A 16992-nucleotide genomic window follows, 5' to 3' on the forward strand; every position below is an offset into this window, starting at 1 on the left:
GTCTGACAGACGTGACTCGTTCCACCCGCAGCCGCAAGGTCCTCACCGGTACCGCTGCCCTCGCCCTCACCTTCTCGATGGCCGCGTGTGGCGCGGGCAACGAGGACAGCTCCTCCTCCTCGTCCTCCGACGGTGGCTCCGACGCCGCCGCCGTCTCCGGCACCATCAAGGGCGCCGGCGCCAGCTCCATGGAGAAGGCCCAGAACGAGTGGATCGCCGACTTCACCGAGGTCGCTCCCGACGCCACCGTCGAGTACGCGCCTGACGGCTCCGGCACCGGCCGCGAGAAGTTCATCAACGGCGCCGTGAACTTCGCGGGCACCGACTCCGCGATGGACGACGAGGAGATGGCCTCCGCCAAGGAGAAGGGCTGCACGGGCGAGACCATCCAGTTCCCGACCTACGTCTCCCCGATCGCCGTCGCGTTCAACCTCAAGGACGTCGACAGCCTCAACCTCAGCGCCCCGGTCATCGCCGACATCTTCTCCGGCAAGATCAAGACCTGGAACGACCCGGCGATCGCCAAGGAGAACGAGGGCGTCAAGCTCCCCGACACCAAGATCACGCCGGTCAACCGCTCCGACGAGTCGGGCACCTCCAAGAACTTCTCCTCCTACCTCGCCGAGGCAGCCCCGGAGAAGTGGAAGCACGAGCCCGACGACGTGTGGCCGATCAAGGGTGGCGAGGCCGCCAAGGGCACCTCCGGTGTCGTCGACACGATCGGCGCCGGCGAGGGCAACATCGGCTACGCCGATGCCTCCCAGATCGGTGACCTCACGGCCGCCAAGATCAAGGCCGGCAAGGAGTTCATCGAGTACAGCCCCGAGGCTGCCGCCAAGATCCTCGAGAGCGCCAAGCGGGTCGACGAGACCAGCAAGACCAACTACGCCGTCGAGCTCGACCGCGGCAACGCGGGCGAGGGCGTCTACCCGGTCGTCCTGGTCTCGTACGCCGTCGCCTGCACGGACTACAAGGACCCGGAGGTTGCCAACACGGTGAAGTCCTACCTCGAGTACGCGATCTCCGAGGACGGCCAGAAGGCGTCCACCGACGCTGCCGGTTCCGCCCCGCTGAGCGAGGCCGCCACCAAGGCTGCCACCGACGCTCTCGGTCAGATCAAGACCGACTGACCAGCTTGACCCCCAGGGTCGACCCGATCGGCCCTGTGGCTGCAGTGCAGTCGCAGGGCCGTTCGGCTTGTCGCCCCACCCCTTCCCCCCCCCCCGAAGGAAGCAGCAGGCGAACGTGAGCAGCACCTCAGCAGTGGACCCGAAATCGACCGCCAGCGGTCTCCGGTCCGGCCGACGCTACGGCGACAGCATCTTCAGCGCGCTGTCCGTGTCCGCCGGAGTCGTCATCCTCCTCGTCCTGGTGGGCGTGACCTTCTTCCTCTTGTTCGGGGCGAAGGATGCCCTCCTCGCGGACTCCAGCGAGGTGCGCGGCGGCAACGGTCTCGTCGCCTACGTCGGGCCCCTCATCTTCGGGACATTGCTGTCGTCGATCATCGCGCTGATCATCGCCGTGCCGCTCTCCATCGGCATCGCGCTCTTCATCAGCCACTACGCCCCTCGGCGCTTGGCTGCCGGCCTGGGCTACGTCGTCGACCTGCTCGCTGCCGTCCCCTCGATCATCTTCGGTCTCTGGGGCATGCAGATCGCACAGAGCGCGGTGCCCTCCTTCGAGTTCCTCAACGAGTACCTCGGCTGGATCCCACTCTTCTCCGGGTCCGTGACCACCACGGGCCGCACGATGCTCATGATCGGCATCGTCCTGGCGATCATGATCCTGCCGATCATGACGGCTGTGAACCGCGAGGTCTTCCTGCAGACCCCTCGCCTGCACGAGGAGGCCTCCCTGGCCCTGGGCGCGACGCGCTCCGAGATGATCCGCCAGACGGTTCTTCCCTTCGGGCAGTCCGGCATCGTCTCCGGCGCCATGCTGGGCCTCGGTCGGGCGCTCGGCGAGACGATGGCCGTCGCCATCATCCTGTCCGCCAGCGGTGGCGGATACTCGTGGGAGCTGCTCACCTCCAACACGCCCGGCACCATCGCCGGTGACATCGCGCTGAACTTCCCCGAGTCCTTCGGCATCGAGCGCAGCACGCTCTTCGTCTCGGGTCTGGCGCTCTTCGTCGTCACCTTCCTCGTCAACATGTTCGCCCGGTGGATCGTCTCCCGCCGTTCCGAGTTCTCTGGAGCCAACTGATGACCGCCACCACGCACGACGACGTCCAGGCTGACGGGCGCCTGGAGCAGCCCGTCCGCTGGGCCATCCTCGCCGGGTCCGCCATCGCCGCGATCGCCCTGCTGGCCGTCGTCGGGGGGCTCAACCCGCTGAGCGTCATCCTCGTCGGCGCCGTGATCTACTGCATCGCCATCTACGTCGCATCGCGCGCCGTCGAGGGGGCACGTCACGCCACGGACCGCCTGGTCACGGGCGTCGTCACGACGACCTTCCTGCTGGCCATGGTGCCGCTCGTCTCGGTCATCTGGACGATCGTGTCCAAGGGCCTGGACCGGCTCGACCCGGAGTTCTTCACCTACTCGATGCGGGGCGTCGGCTCCGGCGACGTCGGCGGCGCCTACCACGCGATCATCGGCACCGTCATCACGACCGGCATCGCGACGCTGATCTCCGTGCCGATCGGCCTCTTCGCCGCGATCTACCTCACGGAGTACGGCAACAAGGGCGTCCTCGCCCGCGGCCTGACCTTCTTCGTCGACGTGATGACGGGAATCCCGTCCATCGTCGCCGGCCTCTTCGCCATCGGCTTCTTCACGATGATGCTCGGTGACGAGGCCTACCAGGCCGGCATCGTCGGCGCCGTCGCGCTGGCGGTCCTGATGATCCCCACGGTGGTCCGCTCCAGCGAGGAGATGCTCCGGCTCGTCCCCAACGAGCTGCGCGAGGCCAGCTACGCCCTGGGCGTCTCGAAGTGGCTGACCATCGCCAAGGTGGTGCTGCCGACCGCCATCGCCGGCCTCGCCACCGGCATCACCCTGGCCATCGCCCGCGTCATGGGCGAGACCGCGCCGCTGCTCATCACCATGGGGGCGTCGCGTGCGGTCAACTTCAACCCCCTCGAGGGGTCGATGTCGGCGCTGCCGCTCTTCGCCTACAGCTCCTACGCCAACCCGGGCACCAACAAGGAGGACAGCATCGCAGCTGCCTGGACGGCCGCCCTCGTCCTCATGGCCCTCGTCATGATCCTCAACATCGCTGCCCGGCTGATCTCCAAGTTCTTCGCCCCCAAGACCGGTCGCTGACGCGACAGACAAGGAACCACATCGTGTCCAAGCGCATCGACGTCAAGAACCTCGACATCTACTACAGCGACTTCCTGGCGGTGAAGGACGTCTCCGTCACCATCGAGCCCCGGTCGGTCACGGCGCTCATCGGCCCCTCGGGCTGCGGCAAGTCGACCTTCCTCCGCTCGCTCAACCGCATGCACGAGGTCATTCCCGGCGCCCACGTCAAGGGCGAGGTCGTCATCGACGGGGAGAACCTCTACGGCAAGGGCGTCGACCCGGTGATGGTCCGCCGCAAGGTGGGCATGGTCTTCCAGAAGCCCAACCCCTTCCCCACCATGTCGATCCGCGAAAACGTGCTGGCCGGCGTCAAGCTCAACAACAAGCGGATCAAGCGGTCCGACGCCGACGAGCTCGTCGAGACGAGCCTGCGCGGCGCCAACCTGTGGAACGAGGTCAAGGACCGGCTCGACAAGCCGGGCTCCGGCCTCTCCGGCGGCCAGCAGCAGCGTCTGTGCATCGCCCGCACGATCGCGGTCAAGCCCGAGGTCGTCCTCATGGACGAGCCGTGCTCGGCGCTCGACCCGATCTCCACGCTCGCGGTCGAGGACCTCATCGCGGAGCTGAAGGAGAACTACACGATCGTCATCGTGACGCACAACATGCAGCAGGCGGCCCGCTGCTCCGACCGCACCGGCTTCTTCAACATCGAGGGCACCGGCAAGCCGGGTCAGCTGGTGGAGTTCGCCGACACGCAGCACATCTTCAACAACCCGTCCGAGAAGGCCACGGAGGACTACATCTCCGGCCGCTTCGGCTGACGGACGACCGCCCCCCTTCGTCGGGGGCTGGCAGGACGGCCGACGGCCGACGGACCCGCAGGGGGGATCCGTCGGCCGTCGGTCGTTGCGCGGGTGGTGGCTCAGACGCCGAAGACCGCCATGCCGATCCACATGCAGATCGCCGCGGACAGGCCCGCGCCGGGGAAGGTGAGGATCCAGGCGCCGACGATGTTCTTGGCGACGCCCCACCGGACGGCCTTGAGCGACTTCGTCGAGCCGACGCCCATGATCGCCGCGGTGATCGCGTGCGTCGTGGAGATCGGTGCCTTGAGCATCGTCGCGACGTAGAGGATCGACGCCGCGGTGACCTCGGCGGCGAAGCCCTGCGGCGGGTCGAGGTGGATGATGCCGCGACCCAGCGTGCGCATGATCCGCCAGCCACCGGCGTAGGTACCCATGGAGATCACGACCGCGGACATCACGAGGACCCACAACGGGATGCTGTCGTCGCCGCTGGGGTGGTGGCCGGAGACGGTGAGGGCCAGGACGACGACACCAGCGGTCTTGGCGGCGTCCTGCATGCCGTGACCGAAGGCCATGGCGGCCGCGGAGCCGGTCTGCGCCATCCGGAAGCCGCGCTTGGTGCGGCCGGGGTTGGCGTCGTGGAACAACCGCAGGATCAGCTTCATCACCAGGAAGCCGACGATGATGCCGACCACGGGCGAGATGAGCATCGGGACGATGACCTTCTCGAAGATGCCCATCCACTTCACCGCCGCCCCGGCGACGAGCGCTGCCCCGCCGAGACCGCCGATGAGGGCGTGCGACGAGGACGAAGGGAGGCCCAACCACCAGGTGAGGAGGTTCCAGCCGATGGCGCCGAGCAGTGCCGCACCGCAGAGCACGAGGCCCAAGTTGCCATCCGGGGCGTCGATGATGCCCTTGCCCACGGTCTCGGCAACCTTGGCACCGAAGAAGGCACCGAAGAGGTTGGCCACCGCGGCCATGGCGAGCGCGGCGCGGGGGGTCAGTGCCCGGGTCGAGACCGAGGTCGCGATCGCGTTGGCCGCGTCATGGAAGCCGTTGGTGTAGTTGAAGCCCATCGCCAGCACGGTGACGAGCGCAACAGGAAGCCACTCCACGAGCGTCAGGACTCCTTGATGACGATGCTCTCGACCCGGTGCGCCACCGTCTCGAAGCAATCTGCCGCCTGCTCGAGACGCTCGATGATGTCCTTGTGCTTGATGACCTCGATCGGATCGGTCACCGCCCCGCCGAAGAGGTCACGAAGCAGCGTTCGGTAGATGACGTCGCCCTCGTTCTCCAGGCGGTTGATCTCCACCCAGTACTCGGGCAGCTCCTTCATCGTGGCCAGCCGCGGCATGGCGTCGGCCGTCAGCTGGGCCATCCGCACGATCACCTCCATCTGAGCGGTGATGTCCGGCATGAGGCCATTCATCCGGTAGAGCACCACCATCTGGCCGGCCGCCTCGATCGCGTCGGTGCAGTCGTCCAGGGAGGCGGCGAGCTCGACGATGTCACCGTGGTCGAAGGGGGTGACGAAGCTGGTGTTGACCTTGCGGATGATGGCGTGGGTCGCCTCGTCCGCCTCGTGCTCGATGTCCTTCAGGCGAGGCAGCAGCACCTCGCGCTCGGTGGTGTCCGCCGCCAACATCTGGGTGAGGAGCCCAGCCGCCGCGACGCACTGACGAGCACTGTCGGCGAGCAGCTGGAAGAACGCATCGTCCCGGGAGGACGGTTTCAAGATGCCCACGGGCGTCGTACTCCGGTTCAGGTGAGGGAGCAGGGTCAGGACACAGCGTAGGACCGACTGGACACCATTGCGTCATCGGGCGTTCACCGCGTGGGCCCCTGGAGTGCACCGGGTCGGGAGCGCCTCACGGCGCACGGCCGCTCGTGGCGGCGAATTTTGGGACCCGGGGCTACCGCGACCCGGTGCACCTGCTCAGCCTAACGGCGAGCAAGGTCACCTTCATTCCCCAGGGTGGCCCGCGTCGGACCAGCAGAGTCAGTGGAGCGCGCCCTGCCGCCACAGGCGGGCGCTGGCCTCGAGGTCCTCCGCGGTCGTCACCATCGCCGCCGCAGCGTCCAGGTCACCGTCCTCGAGGTGCGCCCGCCCGGTGGCCACGACCCGGCAGAAGGCCGCCGCCCGCTCGAGGGCCACGGCCAGGTCGCCGTCGAAGACACCCCCGAGGATCCGGTCGGACAGGTCGCGCACCTCCTCGGTGCCGGGCGGGTCGACGACCCCGGCGATCACGTGGCTGACCTGGGCGACGACCAGCCCCGACGCGTACTCGCGGGCGGCCACCTCCGGGTTGCGCTGGATCCACGCCCGGAGCACGTAGACGCGCCACAGGGCACCGGGCAGGCTGCGGGCCGGACGGCCCGCCCAGAGCTGCGCCAGGGTGTCGATGCCGAGGTCCTCGACGAGCCGCACGAGACGGGCCGTCGTCACCGGCGAGGAGTCACCCCGGCCGGCGTCGATGACCGTCTGGGCTGCGGTGTGGGCCGCCTCGGCCGCCTCTGCGGGGTCGGGGAGGGTGCCGCCGTGGGCCTCCATGGCGTCGGGCCCGAAGTGGAGCGGCCGGCGGGGCTTGCCCGGCTCTGCCACGACTCAGGCCTTGTTACGGGTGAGGAGGGCTCGCACGAGGGTGACCGCCTCGGACTGGGACAGCTCGGTGCGCGAGGTCTCCCACGAGGCGTGCAGCAGGCGTCGCATCTCGGAGTTGGCCCACAGGTGCTCGCCACCGAGGTTGTCCGCGGCGTCCTTGAGGGCGGCCGCGACGTCGCCGTCGGGCGCCAGCTCTGCGATCCCCCAGTCGTCGGCGGTCGACGCATCGAGGGTGCGGCCGCCCAGCCCGAAGGACAGCGCCCGCTGCTGGCCGATCGCCCGCGGCAGCAGCCAGGCCAGGCCCGGGTCGGGTGCACCCGTGCCGCCCTTGGGAGCGACGCAGAAGGTCGCGTCCTGGGCGCAGAAGGCCAGGTCACCCGCCAGCACGAGCCCCAGGCCCGAGCCCATGGCCCGGCCGTGCACGCCGACGAGGACGAGCTTGCTCGAGGAGTTGAGCAGCGAGAAGAGCTCCTCGAGCGCTGCCGCGAGCTCGAAGACCGCCGTCGTCGGGTCGTCGGCAGCCTCGGCGTCGGTCGTGTCCGAGCCGAGGCAGAAGTCCTCGCCGTTGGCCGTCAGCGTGAGGATGTCGACATAGGGGTCGCCGAGGGCTCGCTCGACCTGCTCGCGCAGGGCGCGGGCCATGTCGAGATCGAGCGCGTTGCCGGCCTCGGGCCGGTCCAGGACGATTCGGGCGAGGCGGTCAGATGCTTCATACGTAACTCCCACGTCCACAACCTTAGCCATCGCATCGCCCGGAGCCCATGCCCGCTGCGGGGCCCCGTCGCCCGTGGTCACGGCTGGAGGTCGTGCTCGGGGCGGATGCCGCTCGCGGGGACGAGGCCGTCCTCCTCCAGCGCGGCACGCAGCTGCTCGGCGGCGTCGATGTTGAGCGGGCTGCTCGTCCACGCCGGGATCGGCAGGTTGAGATAGCGCTTCTCCTTGACGGCCGGCAGGTCCTTGGTCGCGGGGTTGGACTCCAGGACCTTGACCTTGTCGCGGAAGCTCTGCCCCTCGTAGTCGACGAAGGCGAAGAAGTCCGGCTTGGAGGAGACGAGCTGCTCCCACGAGACCTCGGTCCACGTGTCCTTGACCCCCGCCGTGGCATTGGCGCCACCAGCGGCCTCGATGATCGCCTGCGGTGCGCCCTGGGAGCCGGAGGTGAAGATCTGCTTGGTGCCGGAGTCGAAGAGGAAGACCGTCGGCGGGCGCGTGGCCTGCGGGGCGTCCTCCAGGGCGGTGCGGCGCGCGGTGATGTCGGCGTTGACCCGCTCGGCGGCGTCCTCGCGCCCGGTGATCACACCGAGGTTGTCGATGTCCTCCCGCAGCGCGTCCCACGGCGGCATGGTGCCGCGCCGCCCGTCGGGCTGCCGGCAGCTCTCGGACAGGACGTAGCCGGCGATGTCGCGGTCGGCGAGCAGCTCGGGGGTGAGCTTGGTGTCCTCGGAGTACCCGTAGTTCCACCCGGCGAGCACCACGTCGGGTCGTCGGGCGATGACATTCTCCATCGTCGGGTAGTCGGGGGTCGCCTGCGTGAGGCCGGCGAGCGAGTCCGCACCGTAGACCCGCGACAGCGGCCCGCGGGCGTCGTCGAGCCCGACCACGCCAGCGACCTGGTCCGCGGCCCCGAGGGCGAGCACCATCGCGAGCAGGTTGCCGTCGCCGCCGACGTACATCCGCTGGGCGGGGGTGGGGAAGGGGGTGTCCACGCCGCAGTTGGTGACGGACACCTCGCTCGACGCAGCCGTAGACCGGGCGCCGGCGTCGGCGCTGCAGGCGGCGAGCAGACCGGCGACGAGGACGAGCGCGGCTGCGCGAGCAGGACGAAGGGGGTTCATGCTGGGACCTTCCGTGGGGCGGGGACGGGCGCACCGGGCCCGAGGACGAGGTGGACGCGGCCGGTTGCCGGGTCGGTGAGCTGGGTGGCGGGGACGTCGAAGACGTCGTGCACGGTCGCCGGGGTCAGGACGTCGGCGGGCTGCCCGACGGCGTGCACGGCCCCGGCGTGGAGGACCGCCACGGCGTCGAAGTGCGCGGCCGCGAGCTGCAGGTCGTGCACGGCCGCGATGACGGTGCACCCGAGCGCGCGCAGCGTCTCCAGCAGCTGGATCTGGTGATGGACGTCCAGGTGGTTGGTCGGCTCGTCGAGGACGAGCAGATCGGCCCCCTGGGCGATGCCGCGGGCGAGCAGCACGCGGCGTCGCTCCCCGCCCGAGAGGTGCTGGCAGGGCCGGTCGACCTTGTCGGCCATCCCGACGAGCTCGAGGGCCTCCATGACGAGAGGGGCCTCCCCCTTCGCGTCGACGGCCCACGGTGGCCGGTGCGGGATGCGGCCCATCGCAACCATCTCGCCGACGAGCAGGTCCTCGGGAGGCCCGTCCTCCTGCGGCACGTAGGCGACGCGGGTGGCGCGCTGGCGCGGGGTGAGGGTCCGCAGGTCGACCCCGTCGATCGCGACGGTCCCGGCGGCGGGCGGGCGCAGCCCGACGAGGGCCCGGACGAGGGTGGACTTGCCGCTGCCGTTGCGCCCCACGAGGGCGAGCATCGACCCGCGGGGGACGTCGAGGTCGACACCACTGACGATCGTGTGACCCCCGACGGCGGCGGCGAGGCCGCGGCTGGACAGGTGGCTCATCCCTCTCCTCCTGAGTAGGTGTAGTGGCGCCGGCCGAGCAGGAGCAGGAAGACCGGGGCGCCGACGAGCCCGGTGACGACGCTCAGCGGGATCTCCTGGGGACGCACGGCGACGCGCGCCGCGACGTCGACCCAGAGCATGAAGAGTGCGCCGCCGACGGCCGCGACCGGCAGGACGCAGCGGTGCCGGGCGCCGACCACGATGCGGGCCAGGTGCGGCACGACGAGCCCGACGAAGCCGATGCCGCCGGACACCGCGACGAGCACGCCGACGAGGACGGACACGAGGACGAAGAGCGTGATCCGCAGCGCCGCCACCGGGACGCCGAGCGAGGCGGCGACCTCGGGGCCCGCGGCGAGCGCGTCGAGCCACGAGTGGAGGGCCATGAGGACCGCGACAGCGAGCGACACGGCGATCACCGAGGGCAGGACCTGGGCCCACACCGACCCCGAGAGGCTGCCGAGCAGCCAGAAGAGCACCGACTGGGTGGCCCGGGGGTCGGCGCTGTAGAAGACGAGGAAGCTCGACACGGACGAGAAGGCCGCCGACATGACCACCCCCGTCAGGACGAGGCGAAGGGGGGTGATCCCGCCCTGGGCCATCGAGATCCCGAAGACGAGCGCGGTCGCCACGAGGGCTCCGCCCAGCGCGCCGAAGGACAGCGCCCAGATCCCCAGGCCGCTGAGCGCCCCGAGGACGATGACGAGCGTCGCGCCGACCCCTGCACCCGAGGAGACCCCGAGCAGGTAGGGGTCGGCGAGCGGGTTGCGCACGAGGGTCTGCATGCAGGCGCCCGCGATGGACAGGCCGGCGCCGACGACGAGGGCCATGAGCACGCGCGGTGCGCGCAGCTCCCAGACGATCGTGTCGTAGGTGGGGTCGGCGCCCCGGCCGCCGGTCAGGCGGGCCTGCAGCACGTCGACGACACCGGAGATGGTGAGCGGCTCGGAGCCGAGGGCGAGCGAGACGACGGCGCTGACGGCCGTGGCCACCAGCAGGGTGAGGACGAGGGGTCCGGTCGGCAGGTGCCGTCCCCCGGGACGGTCGTGGGACACGAAGGTCTCCAGTGCATCGGGGGCCTGATCGCGAGGCCCGGTCGGATGGGCGAGCCAGCAGGTTTTCGGACTCGGGGTCGTCCCGACGGGGTTCCTTCCCGGGCTGGTTGCCCAGTGGTGCACACCCCGTCAGTCACCCATACCGCTGCGCGACAGCTCCGGACTCTCACCGGATTCCCTCTGCACTGGTGTGCGTCTGACTCGGGGTCGACCCTACGCCACGCTCCTTCGGCCGGGCCGACTCCCTTCGTCCTCCGTAGACTGCGACGACTGATCGGCCGAAGGGGACGGACATGCACGCACGCACGGCCTGGGGCGCGCTCCTCGCGTTGACGATGACCGCGAGCGGCTGCTCCGCCCTCGGGGGCGACTCCCCCGCCAGCACGAGCAGCAGCTCGACTCCCGCGCCGTCGAGCACCGCCGCGCACACCTCCGTGCAACTCTTCACCCCACCCGCGGAGGGCCGCGACTGGGTCGTCGTCGCCAAGGACCCCGCGGACACGCAGCGCATCGCCGACGCCCTCAAGAGCGACGGCCTGGCCCTCACCTCGATCAACACGGCCATCGGCATGGTCACCCTGCGCAGCCCCGACGACGACGTGCAGAAGCGGGCGAAGGGGGTCGACGGCGTCTCCGCGGCCGTCACCGACCGCAGTGCCGGCTGGACCCCGGACGAGCCCCAGCTGCCCGTCGCCGGCGACCTCACCCCGGCGACCGACATCCCGACCCCGCCCTCCCCGCCGAAGGGGGGCGACCCCTTCGACGGGTGGCTCTGGGGTGCCGCTGCCATCGACGTCGCCGGTGCGCACGAGGTGACCACCGGCCGTCGTGAGGTGCGGGTCGGGGTCATCGACACCGGCATCGACGCCAGCCACCCCGACCTCGCGCCCGTGCTCGACACGGGCCTGTCGCGCTCCTTCGTCACCGACCTGCCCGACATCGACGGCCCCTGCGAGGCCGACGGCTGCGTCGACCCCGTCGGGGCGGACGACGCCGGCCACGGCACCCACGTCGCCGGCACGATCGCCGCCGCGGCCAACGGGCTCGGCGTCACCGGTGTCGCACCGGGCGTCACGCTCGTGGACCTGCGGGCCGGTCAGGACGCCGGGCTCTTCTTCATCGGCCCGACGATCAACGCACTGACCTACGCCGCCGACCAGCGCCTCGACGTGGTCAACATGAGCTACTACGTCGACCCGTGGCTCGTCGCCTGCCGCGGTGGGGCACCAGGCGACTCGCCCGATCAGGCCGCCTTCCAGGACGTCTCGATCGAGCTCATGCACCGTGCCTACGACGTCGCGGACAAGGCCGGTGTGACGATCGTCAGCTCGGCCGGCAACGATGCCGCCGACGTGGGGGCCCCGGGCACCGACGAGACGAGCCCGGACTACGGCGGGACGGCGCGCGACCGCTCGGTGGACCCGTCGAGCTGCGAGCGCCTCCCGCTCGACGGCAAGCGCGTGATCGGCGTCGCCTCCGTCGACCAGGGCGATGCGCGCTCGACCTTCTCCAACTGGACCTCGGACCCGAGCGATCGCCGGATCGACATCGCCGCACCCGGCGGCCAGGAGCCCGATGGTCGCGGCGGCATCCTCTCGGCGATGCCGCGTGACCTTGCCCGCGCAGAGGGCGCCATCGACGACGAGGGGCGGGTCACGCAGGACGGCAACCAGCGGGTCGTGCGCAGCTGCCCCGACGGCATCGGCGACATCGACCCGGACCCTGACGAGCGCTGCGGCCTCTACACCTGGCTGCAGGGGACGTCGATGGCCTCGCCGCACGTCGCCGGCGTGGCGGCCCTGGTCATCAGCGCGAACGGTGACCGGATGCGGCCCGCGGACGTGGCGGCGACGCTGGGGAGGACCGCGACCGACAAGCCCTGCCCGGCGGACGAGGGCGCCGTCACCTGCGAGGGGACGACGCAGCTCAACGGCATCTTCGGAGAGGGCGTCGTCGACGCGGCTGCGGCGGTGCGTTAGCCCGCGCAGGAGCCGGCGCCGACCGCTGACGTGGCACGCACGCCGTCCTCGACCACGGGGCGGGTCTCGTCGAGGGTGAGGACATAGCCCGTGCCGTCGTCGCTGACGGACTTGGCGAAGACCGTGCCGACGACCTGGCCCGAGGGTGACAGGAGCGGGCCGCCGGAGTTGCCGTGCTCCACCCGGGCACTCACGGCGTAGATGTCGCGCGTCACCCCGGGCGCGCCGTCGATCGAGGTCCCCCGGGCGTTGGTGCGCTCGCGCACGCGGCCGGCCTCGACGTCGTAGGGACCGCCGAGGGGGAAGCCCGCGACCGCGACGGAGTCACCTCGCGTCAGGTCCGGCCCCGAAGGGAGGGGCGCGGCCTGCAGCGCGGGGACCGCCAGGACGGCGACGTCCCGGCCCGGGTCGAAGGCGACGACGGTCGCCGCGAGGGCAGGACCGGTGCCACCGACCCGGACCATGGGGCTGCTCGTCCCGGCGACGACGTGCGCATTGGTGACGACCCGCTGCGGCGCGGCGACCCACCCGCTGCCCGACGAGCCGCGACCGCAGGCCGGGGCCAGCGCGGTGACCTCGACGACCGACGCCGCGGCCGCCTCGACACCCCGTCCCGCGACGACCCCGGGCTCGGGCGGCTCGACCGCGCGGATGGGTTCGCGCCCGATGCCGGAGAAGACCCGTGGCAGCCCGTCGGTGGCCAGCCGCTGATAGGCACTCGACAGTGCCCGGTCGGCACCGGCCGGCATGGCCCGGTCGATCTGCTGCAGGACGCGTGAGCCGGTGAGCCAAGCGGGGGCAGGCGCGGGGTGGGCGGCGACCACGGCTCCGGCCATCAGCCAGACGACGGTCGATCCCACGACCAGCGCGGCGACCCCACCGAGCAGCGAGTCGACGAGCCGGGTGGGGCCGTGGGTGACCCGGGTGCGCCAGCGAGCGCCGGCCAGGGCGCCGATGCTCTGCCCGATGCCGGCCGCGACGATCGTCCCGACGACGAGGAGTGCGACCCGTGCCACCGGGTCACCCGCGGTCGCCGACCACCGGGCGAAGACCCCCGGCAGCCCCCACAGGGCGAGCAGCCCACCCGCGACCATCCCGACGATGGACAGCAGGCCGGCGACGAGGCCGGAGCGGTACATGCCGATCGCGTAGGCGGCGAGCACGAGCAGCAGGACGAGGTCCAGGATCGTCGAGTCGGTCATGTGCACGCTCCTCGGGGCGGGTCGCCGCGAAGGGAGCGGCGCGCACCCAACCCATCACACCCTGCTGGGAGAGGGCTGTCGGGTGGGCGATCGGGTGGTGGTCCACACCCGATCCTGGTGACATCAGGGCCTCTGCACAGCCCACATCGGGCGGCTCACCCAAGGGTCGCGGCGAGGGCCAAGCGGTCCAAGTGCTCCTGCGCGTTCTCGACGCTGAGCGCGGAGGGGTCGGTGGCGCAGATCTTGACCATGCGCCTCAGACGTCCCCGGTCCTTTTTTGTCAGGGTCTCGTCGCGGAAGTCGCTGGCAGCGATGAGACCTGCGAGGACGACGAAGTCTGCGCAGTGCCTCCCGCTTGCGCCACCACTGCCGAGGTCGACCCGCGCGGCAGCCTTCCCCACGAGGGCCCCGACCAGGTTGGGGCGGCGCATGGCGCCAACCCGTCCCGCGACGTCCACCTGGACCTGAGCGCTACGAGCCAGCGCTTGGGTGGTCCCCGGCGCCGCGACTGTGGGCGCTCCTTGGATGCCGCCTCGCGAGCCTGCACGTTCGCCGACCCCTTCGGGGATGAGCACGTCGATCTGGGCTTGGTCGCGCTTCCACCGGTGCTGCATACCGTTCCCGGCTGTGTCTGCGCGGAAGCCCAGCCGGGTCAACGCGGCAGTGAAGGTGCGCAGGATGTCGGGCTGGGTGCGCACGTCGACGACGGTGTCGGCGTCATCCGTCGGACGGATCGGAGAGCCGCCGCGCTCGGCGCAGTGCAGATGCACCATCTGGCCTCCGACGAGGCACCAGTTCGACGGGACCAGCTCATGCAGGTCCATCAGAGCGTGCCACGCCTCCTGCTGAGGAGCGGACATCGCCGGCATCTCCACGACCCTCACGAGGCGTGCCGTTCGGCAAGGTCGGCCAGCAGCTCTTGCGCTCGCGCGCGTTCGCGCGGGCTCTCGTGCTCGGCCAGGTCTGCTGCGACGACAAGGTCGCTCCCGACCAAGTGGTCGACATCCCCGTCACCGTTGATGACATGCATGATCACATTCGCCCGGGCGCCCTTGGCCGGTGAGAGCAGATGGTCCCGTATGAGCGCCTCTCGGTCACGGGCGTGGATGTAGCCCTCGACCACGCTGTCGCCTGCAATCCGAGCTTCAGGAACGGAGAGTCCCGACAAGCGCAGGCGAGGCTCGTCGCGCAGTCCCGGCAGGTCCAACGGCGAAGCCCGGTAGAGCCGCCGCTCGGCCCGACCTCCCAGGAGTCGCTTCGTCCGGGCTGCGAAGGCATCAAGGTCAGCCACCTGCGGCGCCTGCTCGAGGAAGGCGCCGAGACGGGCACTGGCACGCGACTTCCCCGACGGAGATAGACCTTCGCCGCTGCCCGCCGCTACAGCGACGAGCGCCCAGGCGGACGCCGGCGACAGTGGGCGACCAGGGCCCGCGCTGTGCGCCACTGCTCGCAGGTCTGCCTCGTCGATGACCCACTGGCGGCCGACCCGCTGGGCGGGCAGGGACCCGTCCGCGATGCGCTGCTGGATTCGCATGCGCGACACGCCAAGCTGGCGTGCTGCGTCGGGAACGCTGATCAGACCCATCATCGACCCCTCCACATCCACCTGCACGACGCCCTCCATAAATACTATGCGCCTGTAAAGGTTTCCTGCAAACGGAACCGCCGAGATGCGCGGCGGATCCACCGCCCTGTCGATCACATGTCGCGGTACCGCTTGGCCGCGTCGAGCGCGGCCTGCAGCACCTCGGCCGTGGCGGGACGGGCAGACCAGTCGGGATAGGACTCACCCGGCTGCACGTACGGCATGACGTAGGCCGTGGTGTCGCGCTGGTAGCGCCATCTCATGACTGCGTCAAGGGAAGAACCGTCCAACCCATTCCACGGGGACCGGACTCGGGTCCTCGTGCACCCGGTTCCCGGTTGGCACGGGTGATGGGGACGATGGCGTTGCAGGGTTCGCGCAGATCAGTCGGTGGGCCCCGTGGGACTCGAACCCACAACCTACGGATTAAAAGTCCGCAGCTCTGACCATTGAGCTAGAGGCCCGGCGAGGACAGCGTAATCGCCCCCTTCGTCGCTGCTCGCACGGCCGCGCCACCCGCGCGGCTCGACCCTCTTTGCCACCACCCTGTGACGTGGGGCACAGTGGGCTGGTTGCCGCGGAGACCCTGCGGCCAGATCGCGAGAGGACGCCATGAGCACCCCCACCCCCCCCCCCCCGAAGGTCGCCGTCATCGGCGCCGGCATGGTCGGACTGTCGACCGCGTGGTTCCTGCAGGAGCAGGGGGTCGAGGTCGAGGTCTTCGACCGGGACGGCGTCGCCGCCGGCTCGTCCTGGGGCAACGCCGGCTGGATCACTCCCGGGATCTCCACCCCCCTTCCTGACCCCGCCGTCCTCTCCTACGGGATCAAGGCCGTCATCTCCCCCGCGTCGCCCGTCTACGTCCCGGTGACCGGCGACCCGCGGCTGCTGCGCTTCCTCGCGGCCTTCACCCGCAACAGCACGATGCGTCGCTGGAGCCGCTCGATGCGCGCGCTCGTGCCGATCAACGGGCACGCCCTCCCCGCCTTCGACGACCTGGCCGCCGGTGGCGTGAGCTCCCCTGCGCACAAAGCCCGTTCGTTCGTCGCGGGCTACGAGACGCGGGCCGAGACCGAGTTCCTGCTGACCGAGCTCGAGCACATCGCCGACTCCGGTCAGGAGGTCGGCTTCGAGGTCCTCACCGGTGACGAGGTCCGCGCCGCCGAGCCGACCTTCTCCGACCGCATCGGCGCCGGGATCCGCCTGCTCGGTCAGCGCTACGTGCACCCCGGCGAGTTCGTCGCCTCCCTCGCCGACTCCGTGCGGGCCCGCGGCGGCACGATCCACGAGGGTGCCCGCGTCACCGGCATCACCGACGAGGCGAAGGGGGTGCGCCTGGCCCTCCACCAGGACGGCACCCGGTCCTTCGACAGCGTCGTCGTCGCCACGGGCACCTGGCTGGACGCCCTCGTGCGGCCCTTCGGCGTGCGCATGCACGTCCAGGCAGGGCGCGGCTACAGCTTCAGCGTGCCGATCGACCACGAGCCCAAGGGCCCCGTCTACCTCCCCACCCAGCGGGTGGCCTGCACACCGCTCGGCGACCGCCTGCGGGTGGCCGGGATGATGGAGTTCCGCGCGCCCGAGGCTGCGCTCGACCCACGCCGCATCGAGGCCATCGTCGACGCGACCCGCCCCTACGTCACCGGCGTCGACCTCGACGACCGCCAGGACGAGTGGGTCGGCTCGCGACCCTGCACCTCCGACGGGCTGCCGCTCATCGGGGCGACGAGCTCGCGTCGCGTGCACGTCGCCGGAGGTCACGGCATGTGGGGCATGACCCTCGGGCCGGCCACCGGCCGGCTCCTCGCCCAGTCGATCGTGACGGGCCGACCCGCCCCCGAGCTGACCCCCTTCGACCCGCTGCGCTGACCCGACCG

General features: G+C 70.8%; 17 protein-coding genes, 1 tRNA gene and 1 riboswitch. Of the genes, 6 read left to right on the forward strand and 12 right to left on the reverse strand.

Annotation, left to right across the window (positions count from 1 at the left end):
* Positions 1-11: 11 nt before the first annotated feature.
* The 4 genes from pstS (at position 12) to pstB (ending at position 4069) form a co-directional block, all read left to right on the forward strand.
* Positions 12-1130, forward strand: coding sequence for a phosphate ABC transporter substrate-binding protein PstS (gene pstS, locus EXU32_RS13905; RefSeq protein WP_207233806.1), 1119 nt, complete (start codon positions 12-14; stop codon positions 1128-1130).
* Between the two features lie 115 nt (positions 1131-1245).
* The gene (gene pstC / locus EXU32_RS13910) at positions 1246-2205 is read left to right on the forward strand and encodes a phosphate ABC transporter permease subunit PstC (protein ID WP_242612796.1); all 960 of its coding nucleotides are present in this window, start codon (positions 1246-1248) and stop codon (positions 2203-2205) included.
* Positions 2205-3266: a phosphate ABC transporter permease PstA gene (pstA, locus tag EXU32_RS13915; RefSeq protein WP_130630442.1), complete on the forward strand. Its 1062-nt coding sequence runs from the start codon at positions 2205-2207 to the stop codon at positions 3264-3266. Before pstC ends, pstA begins: the two co-directional genes overlap by 1 nt.
* A gap of 23 nt (positions 3267-3289) precedes the next feature.
* A complete protein-coding gene (gene pstB, locus EXU32_RS13920; RefSeq protein WP_130630443.1) occupies positions 3290-4069 on the forward strand; it encodes a phosphate ABC transporter ATP-binding protein PstB in 780 nt (259 codons plus the stop codon).
* A 101-nt stretch (positions 4070-4170) separates the two neighbouring features.
* Here pstB and EXU32_RS13925 read toward each other — a convergent pair whose 3' ends face one another.
* The 7 genes from EXU32_RS13925 to EXU32_RS13955 form a co-directional block, all read right to left on the reverse strand.
* Positions 4171-5172 (reverse strand): inorganic phosphate transporter, encoded by a 1002-nt coding sequence (locus EXU32_RS13925; RefSeq protein ID WP_278044452.1) that lies wholly within the window; start codon positions 5170-5172, stop codon positions 4171-4173.
* A 5-nt stretch (positions 5173-5177) separates the two neighbouring features.
* Complete coding sequence (locus tag EXU32_RS13930) at positions 5178-5804, reverse strand: DUF47 domain-containing protein (protein ID WP_130630444.1); 627 nt, start codon at positions 5802-5804, stop codon at positions 5178-5180.
* A gap of 255 nt (positions 5805-6059) precedes the next feature.
* Positions 6060-6662 (reverse strand): hypothetical protein, encoded by a 603-nt coding sequence (locus tag EXU32_RS13935; protein ID WP_130630445.1) that lies wholly within the window; start codon positions 6660-6662, stop codon positions 6060-6062.
* A 3-nt stretch (positions 6663-6665) separates the two neighbouring features.
* Positions 6666-7388: an enoyl-CoA hydratase/isomerase family protein gene (locus EXU32_RS13940; RefSeq protein ID WP_165399683.1), complete on the reverse strand. Its 723-nt coding sequence runs from the start codon at positions 7386-7388 to the stop codon at positions 6666-6668.
* Positions 7389-7453: 65 nt separating this feature from the next.
* The gene (locus EXU32_RS13945) at positions 7454-8497 is read right to left on the reverse strand and encodes an ABC transporter substrate-binding protein (protein ID WP_130630447.1); all 1044 of its coding nucleotides are present in this window, start codon (positions 8495-8497) and stop codon (positions 7454-7456) included.
* Positions 8494-9294 carry an ABC transporter ATP-binding protein gene (locus EXU32_RS13950; RefSeq protein ID WP_130630448.1) on the reverse strand — a complete coding sequence of 267 codons (801 nt, stop codon included), beginning with the start codon at positions 9292-9294 and terminating at the stop codon, positions 8494-8496. Before EXU32_RS13950 ends, EXU32_RS13945 begins: the two co-directional genes overlap by 4 nt.
* Positions 9291-10349, reverse strand: coding sequence for a FecCD family ABC transporter permease (locus EXU32_RS13955; protein ID WP_242612797.1), 1059 nt, complete (start codon positions 10347-10349; stop codon positions 9291-9293). The genes EXU32_RS13950 and EXU32_RS13955 overlap by 4 nt, the downstream gene beginning before the upstream one ends.
* A 39-nt stretch (positions 10350-10388) precedes the next feature.
* Positions 10389-10565: riboswitch (cobalamin riboswitch) on the reverse strand.
* A 77-nt stretch (positions 10566-10642) separates the two neighbouring features.
* Between EXU32_RS13955 and EXU32_RS13960 the strand changes: the two genes are divergently transcribed.
* Positions 10643-12328, forward strand: a complete 1686-nt coding sequence (locus EXU32_RS13960) for a S8 family peptidase (protein WP_130630449.1) — start codon at positions 10643-10645, stop codon at positions 12326-12328.
* Here EXU32_RS13960 and EXU32_RS13965 read toward each other — a convergent pair.
* The 5 genes from EXU32_RS13965 to EXU32_RS13980 form a co-directional block, all read right to left on the reverse strand.
* Positions 12325-13530, reverse strand: coding sequence for a MarP family serine protease (locus EXU32_RS13965; protein WP_130630450.1), 1206 nt, complete (start codon positions 13528-13530; stop codon positions 12325-12327). The genes EXU32_RS13960 and EXU32_RS13965 overlap by 4 nt on opposite strands.
* 155 nt (positions 13531-13685) lie before the next feature.
* The gene (locus EXU32_RS13970) at positions 13686-14390 is read right to left on the reverse strand and encodes a hypothetical protein (protein ID WP_130630451.1); all 705 of its coding nucleotides are present in this window, start codon (positions 14388-14390) and stop codon (positions 13686-13688) included.
* A 20-nt stretch (positions 14391-14410) separates the two neighbouring features.
* On the reverse strand, positions 14411-15142 hold the full coding sequence (locus tag EXU32_RS13975; RefSeq protein WP_165399684.1) for a helix-turn-helix domain-containing protein: 732 nt from the start codon (positions 15140-15142) through the stop codon (positions 14411-14413).
* A gap of 86 nt (positions 15143-15228) precedes the next feature.
* Positions 15229-15378 carry a hypothetical protein gene (locus EXU32_RS17225; protein WP_165399685.1) on the reverse strand — a complete coding sequence of 50 codons (150 nt, stop codon included), beginning with the start codon at positions 15376-15378 and terminating at the stop codon, positions 15229-15231.
* Between the two features lie 128 nt (positions 15379-15506).
* Positions 15507-15579 (reverse strand) — tRNA-Lys (locus EXU32_RS13980).
* Between the two features lie 148 nt (positions 15580-15727).
* On the opposite strand from EXU32_RS13980, the gene EXU32_RS13985 reads away from it, so the two are divergent.
* Positions 15728-16984, forward strand: a complete 1257-nt coding sequence (locus EXU32_RS13985) for an NAD(P)/FAD-dependent oxidoreductase (protein WP_130630453.1) — start codon at positions 15728-15730, stop codon at positions 16982-16984.
* Positions 16985-16992: the final 8 nt, after the last annotated feature.

Origin of the sequence: Janibacter limosus (assembly GCF_004295485.1) — a bacterium.
Classification (GTDB): Bacteria; Actinomycetota; Actinomycetes; order Actinomycetales; family Dermatophilaceae; genus Janibacter; species Janibacter limosus_A.

Excerpts from the sequence above, each read along its gene's own strand:
- EXU32_RS13960 (WP_130630449.1), top strand. The coding sequence starts at position 10,643 with ATGCACGCACGCACGGCCTGGGGCGCGCTCCTCGCGTTGACGATGACC.
- EXU32_RS13945 (WP_130630447.1), bottom strand. The coding sequence starts at position 8,497 with ATGAACCCCCTTCGTCCTGCTCGCGCAGCCGCGCTCGTCCTCGTCGCC.
- EXU32_RS13970 (WP_130630451.1), bottom strand. The coding sequence starts at position 14,390 with ATGTCCGCTCCTCAGCAGGAGGCGTGGCACGCTCTGATGGACCTGCAT.
- pstA (WP_130630442.1), top strand. The coding sequence starts at position 2,205 with ATGACCGCCACCACGCACGACGACGTCCAGGCTGACGGGCGCCTGGAG.
- EXU32_RS13950 (WP_130630448.1), bottom strand. The coding sequence starts at position 9,294 with ATGAGCCACCTGTCCAGCCGCGGCCTCGCCGCCGCCGTCGGGGGTCAC.
- EXU32_RS17225 (WP_165399685.1), bottom strand. The coding sequence starts at position 15,378 with ATGAGATGGCGCTACCAGCGCGACACCACGGCCTACGTCATGCCGTAC.
- EXU32_RS13985 (WP_130630453.1), top strand. The coding sequence starts at position 15,728 with ATGAGCACCCCCACCCCCCCCCCCCCGAAGGTCGCCGTCATCGGCGCC.
- EXU32_RS13965 (WP_130630450.1), bottom strand. The coding sequence starts at position 13,530 with ATGACCGACTCGACGATCCTGGACCTCGTCCTGCTGCTCGTGCTCGCC.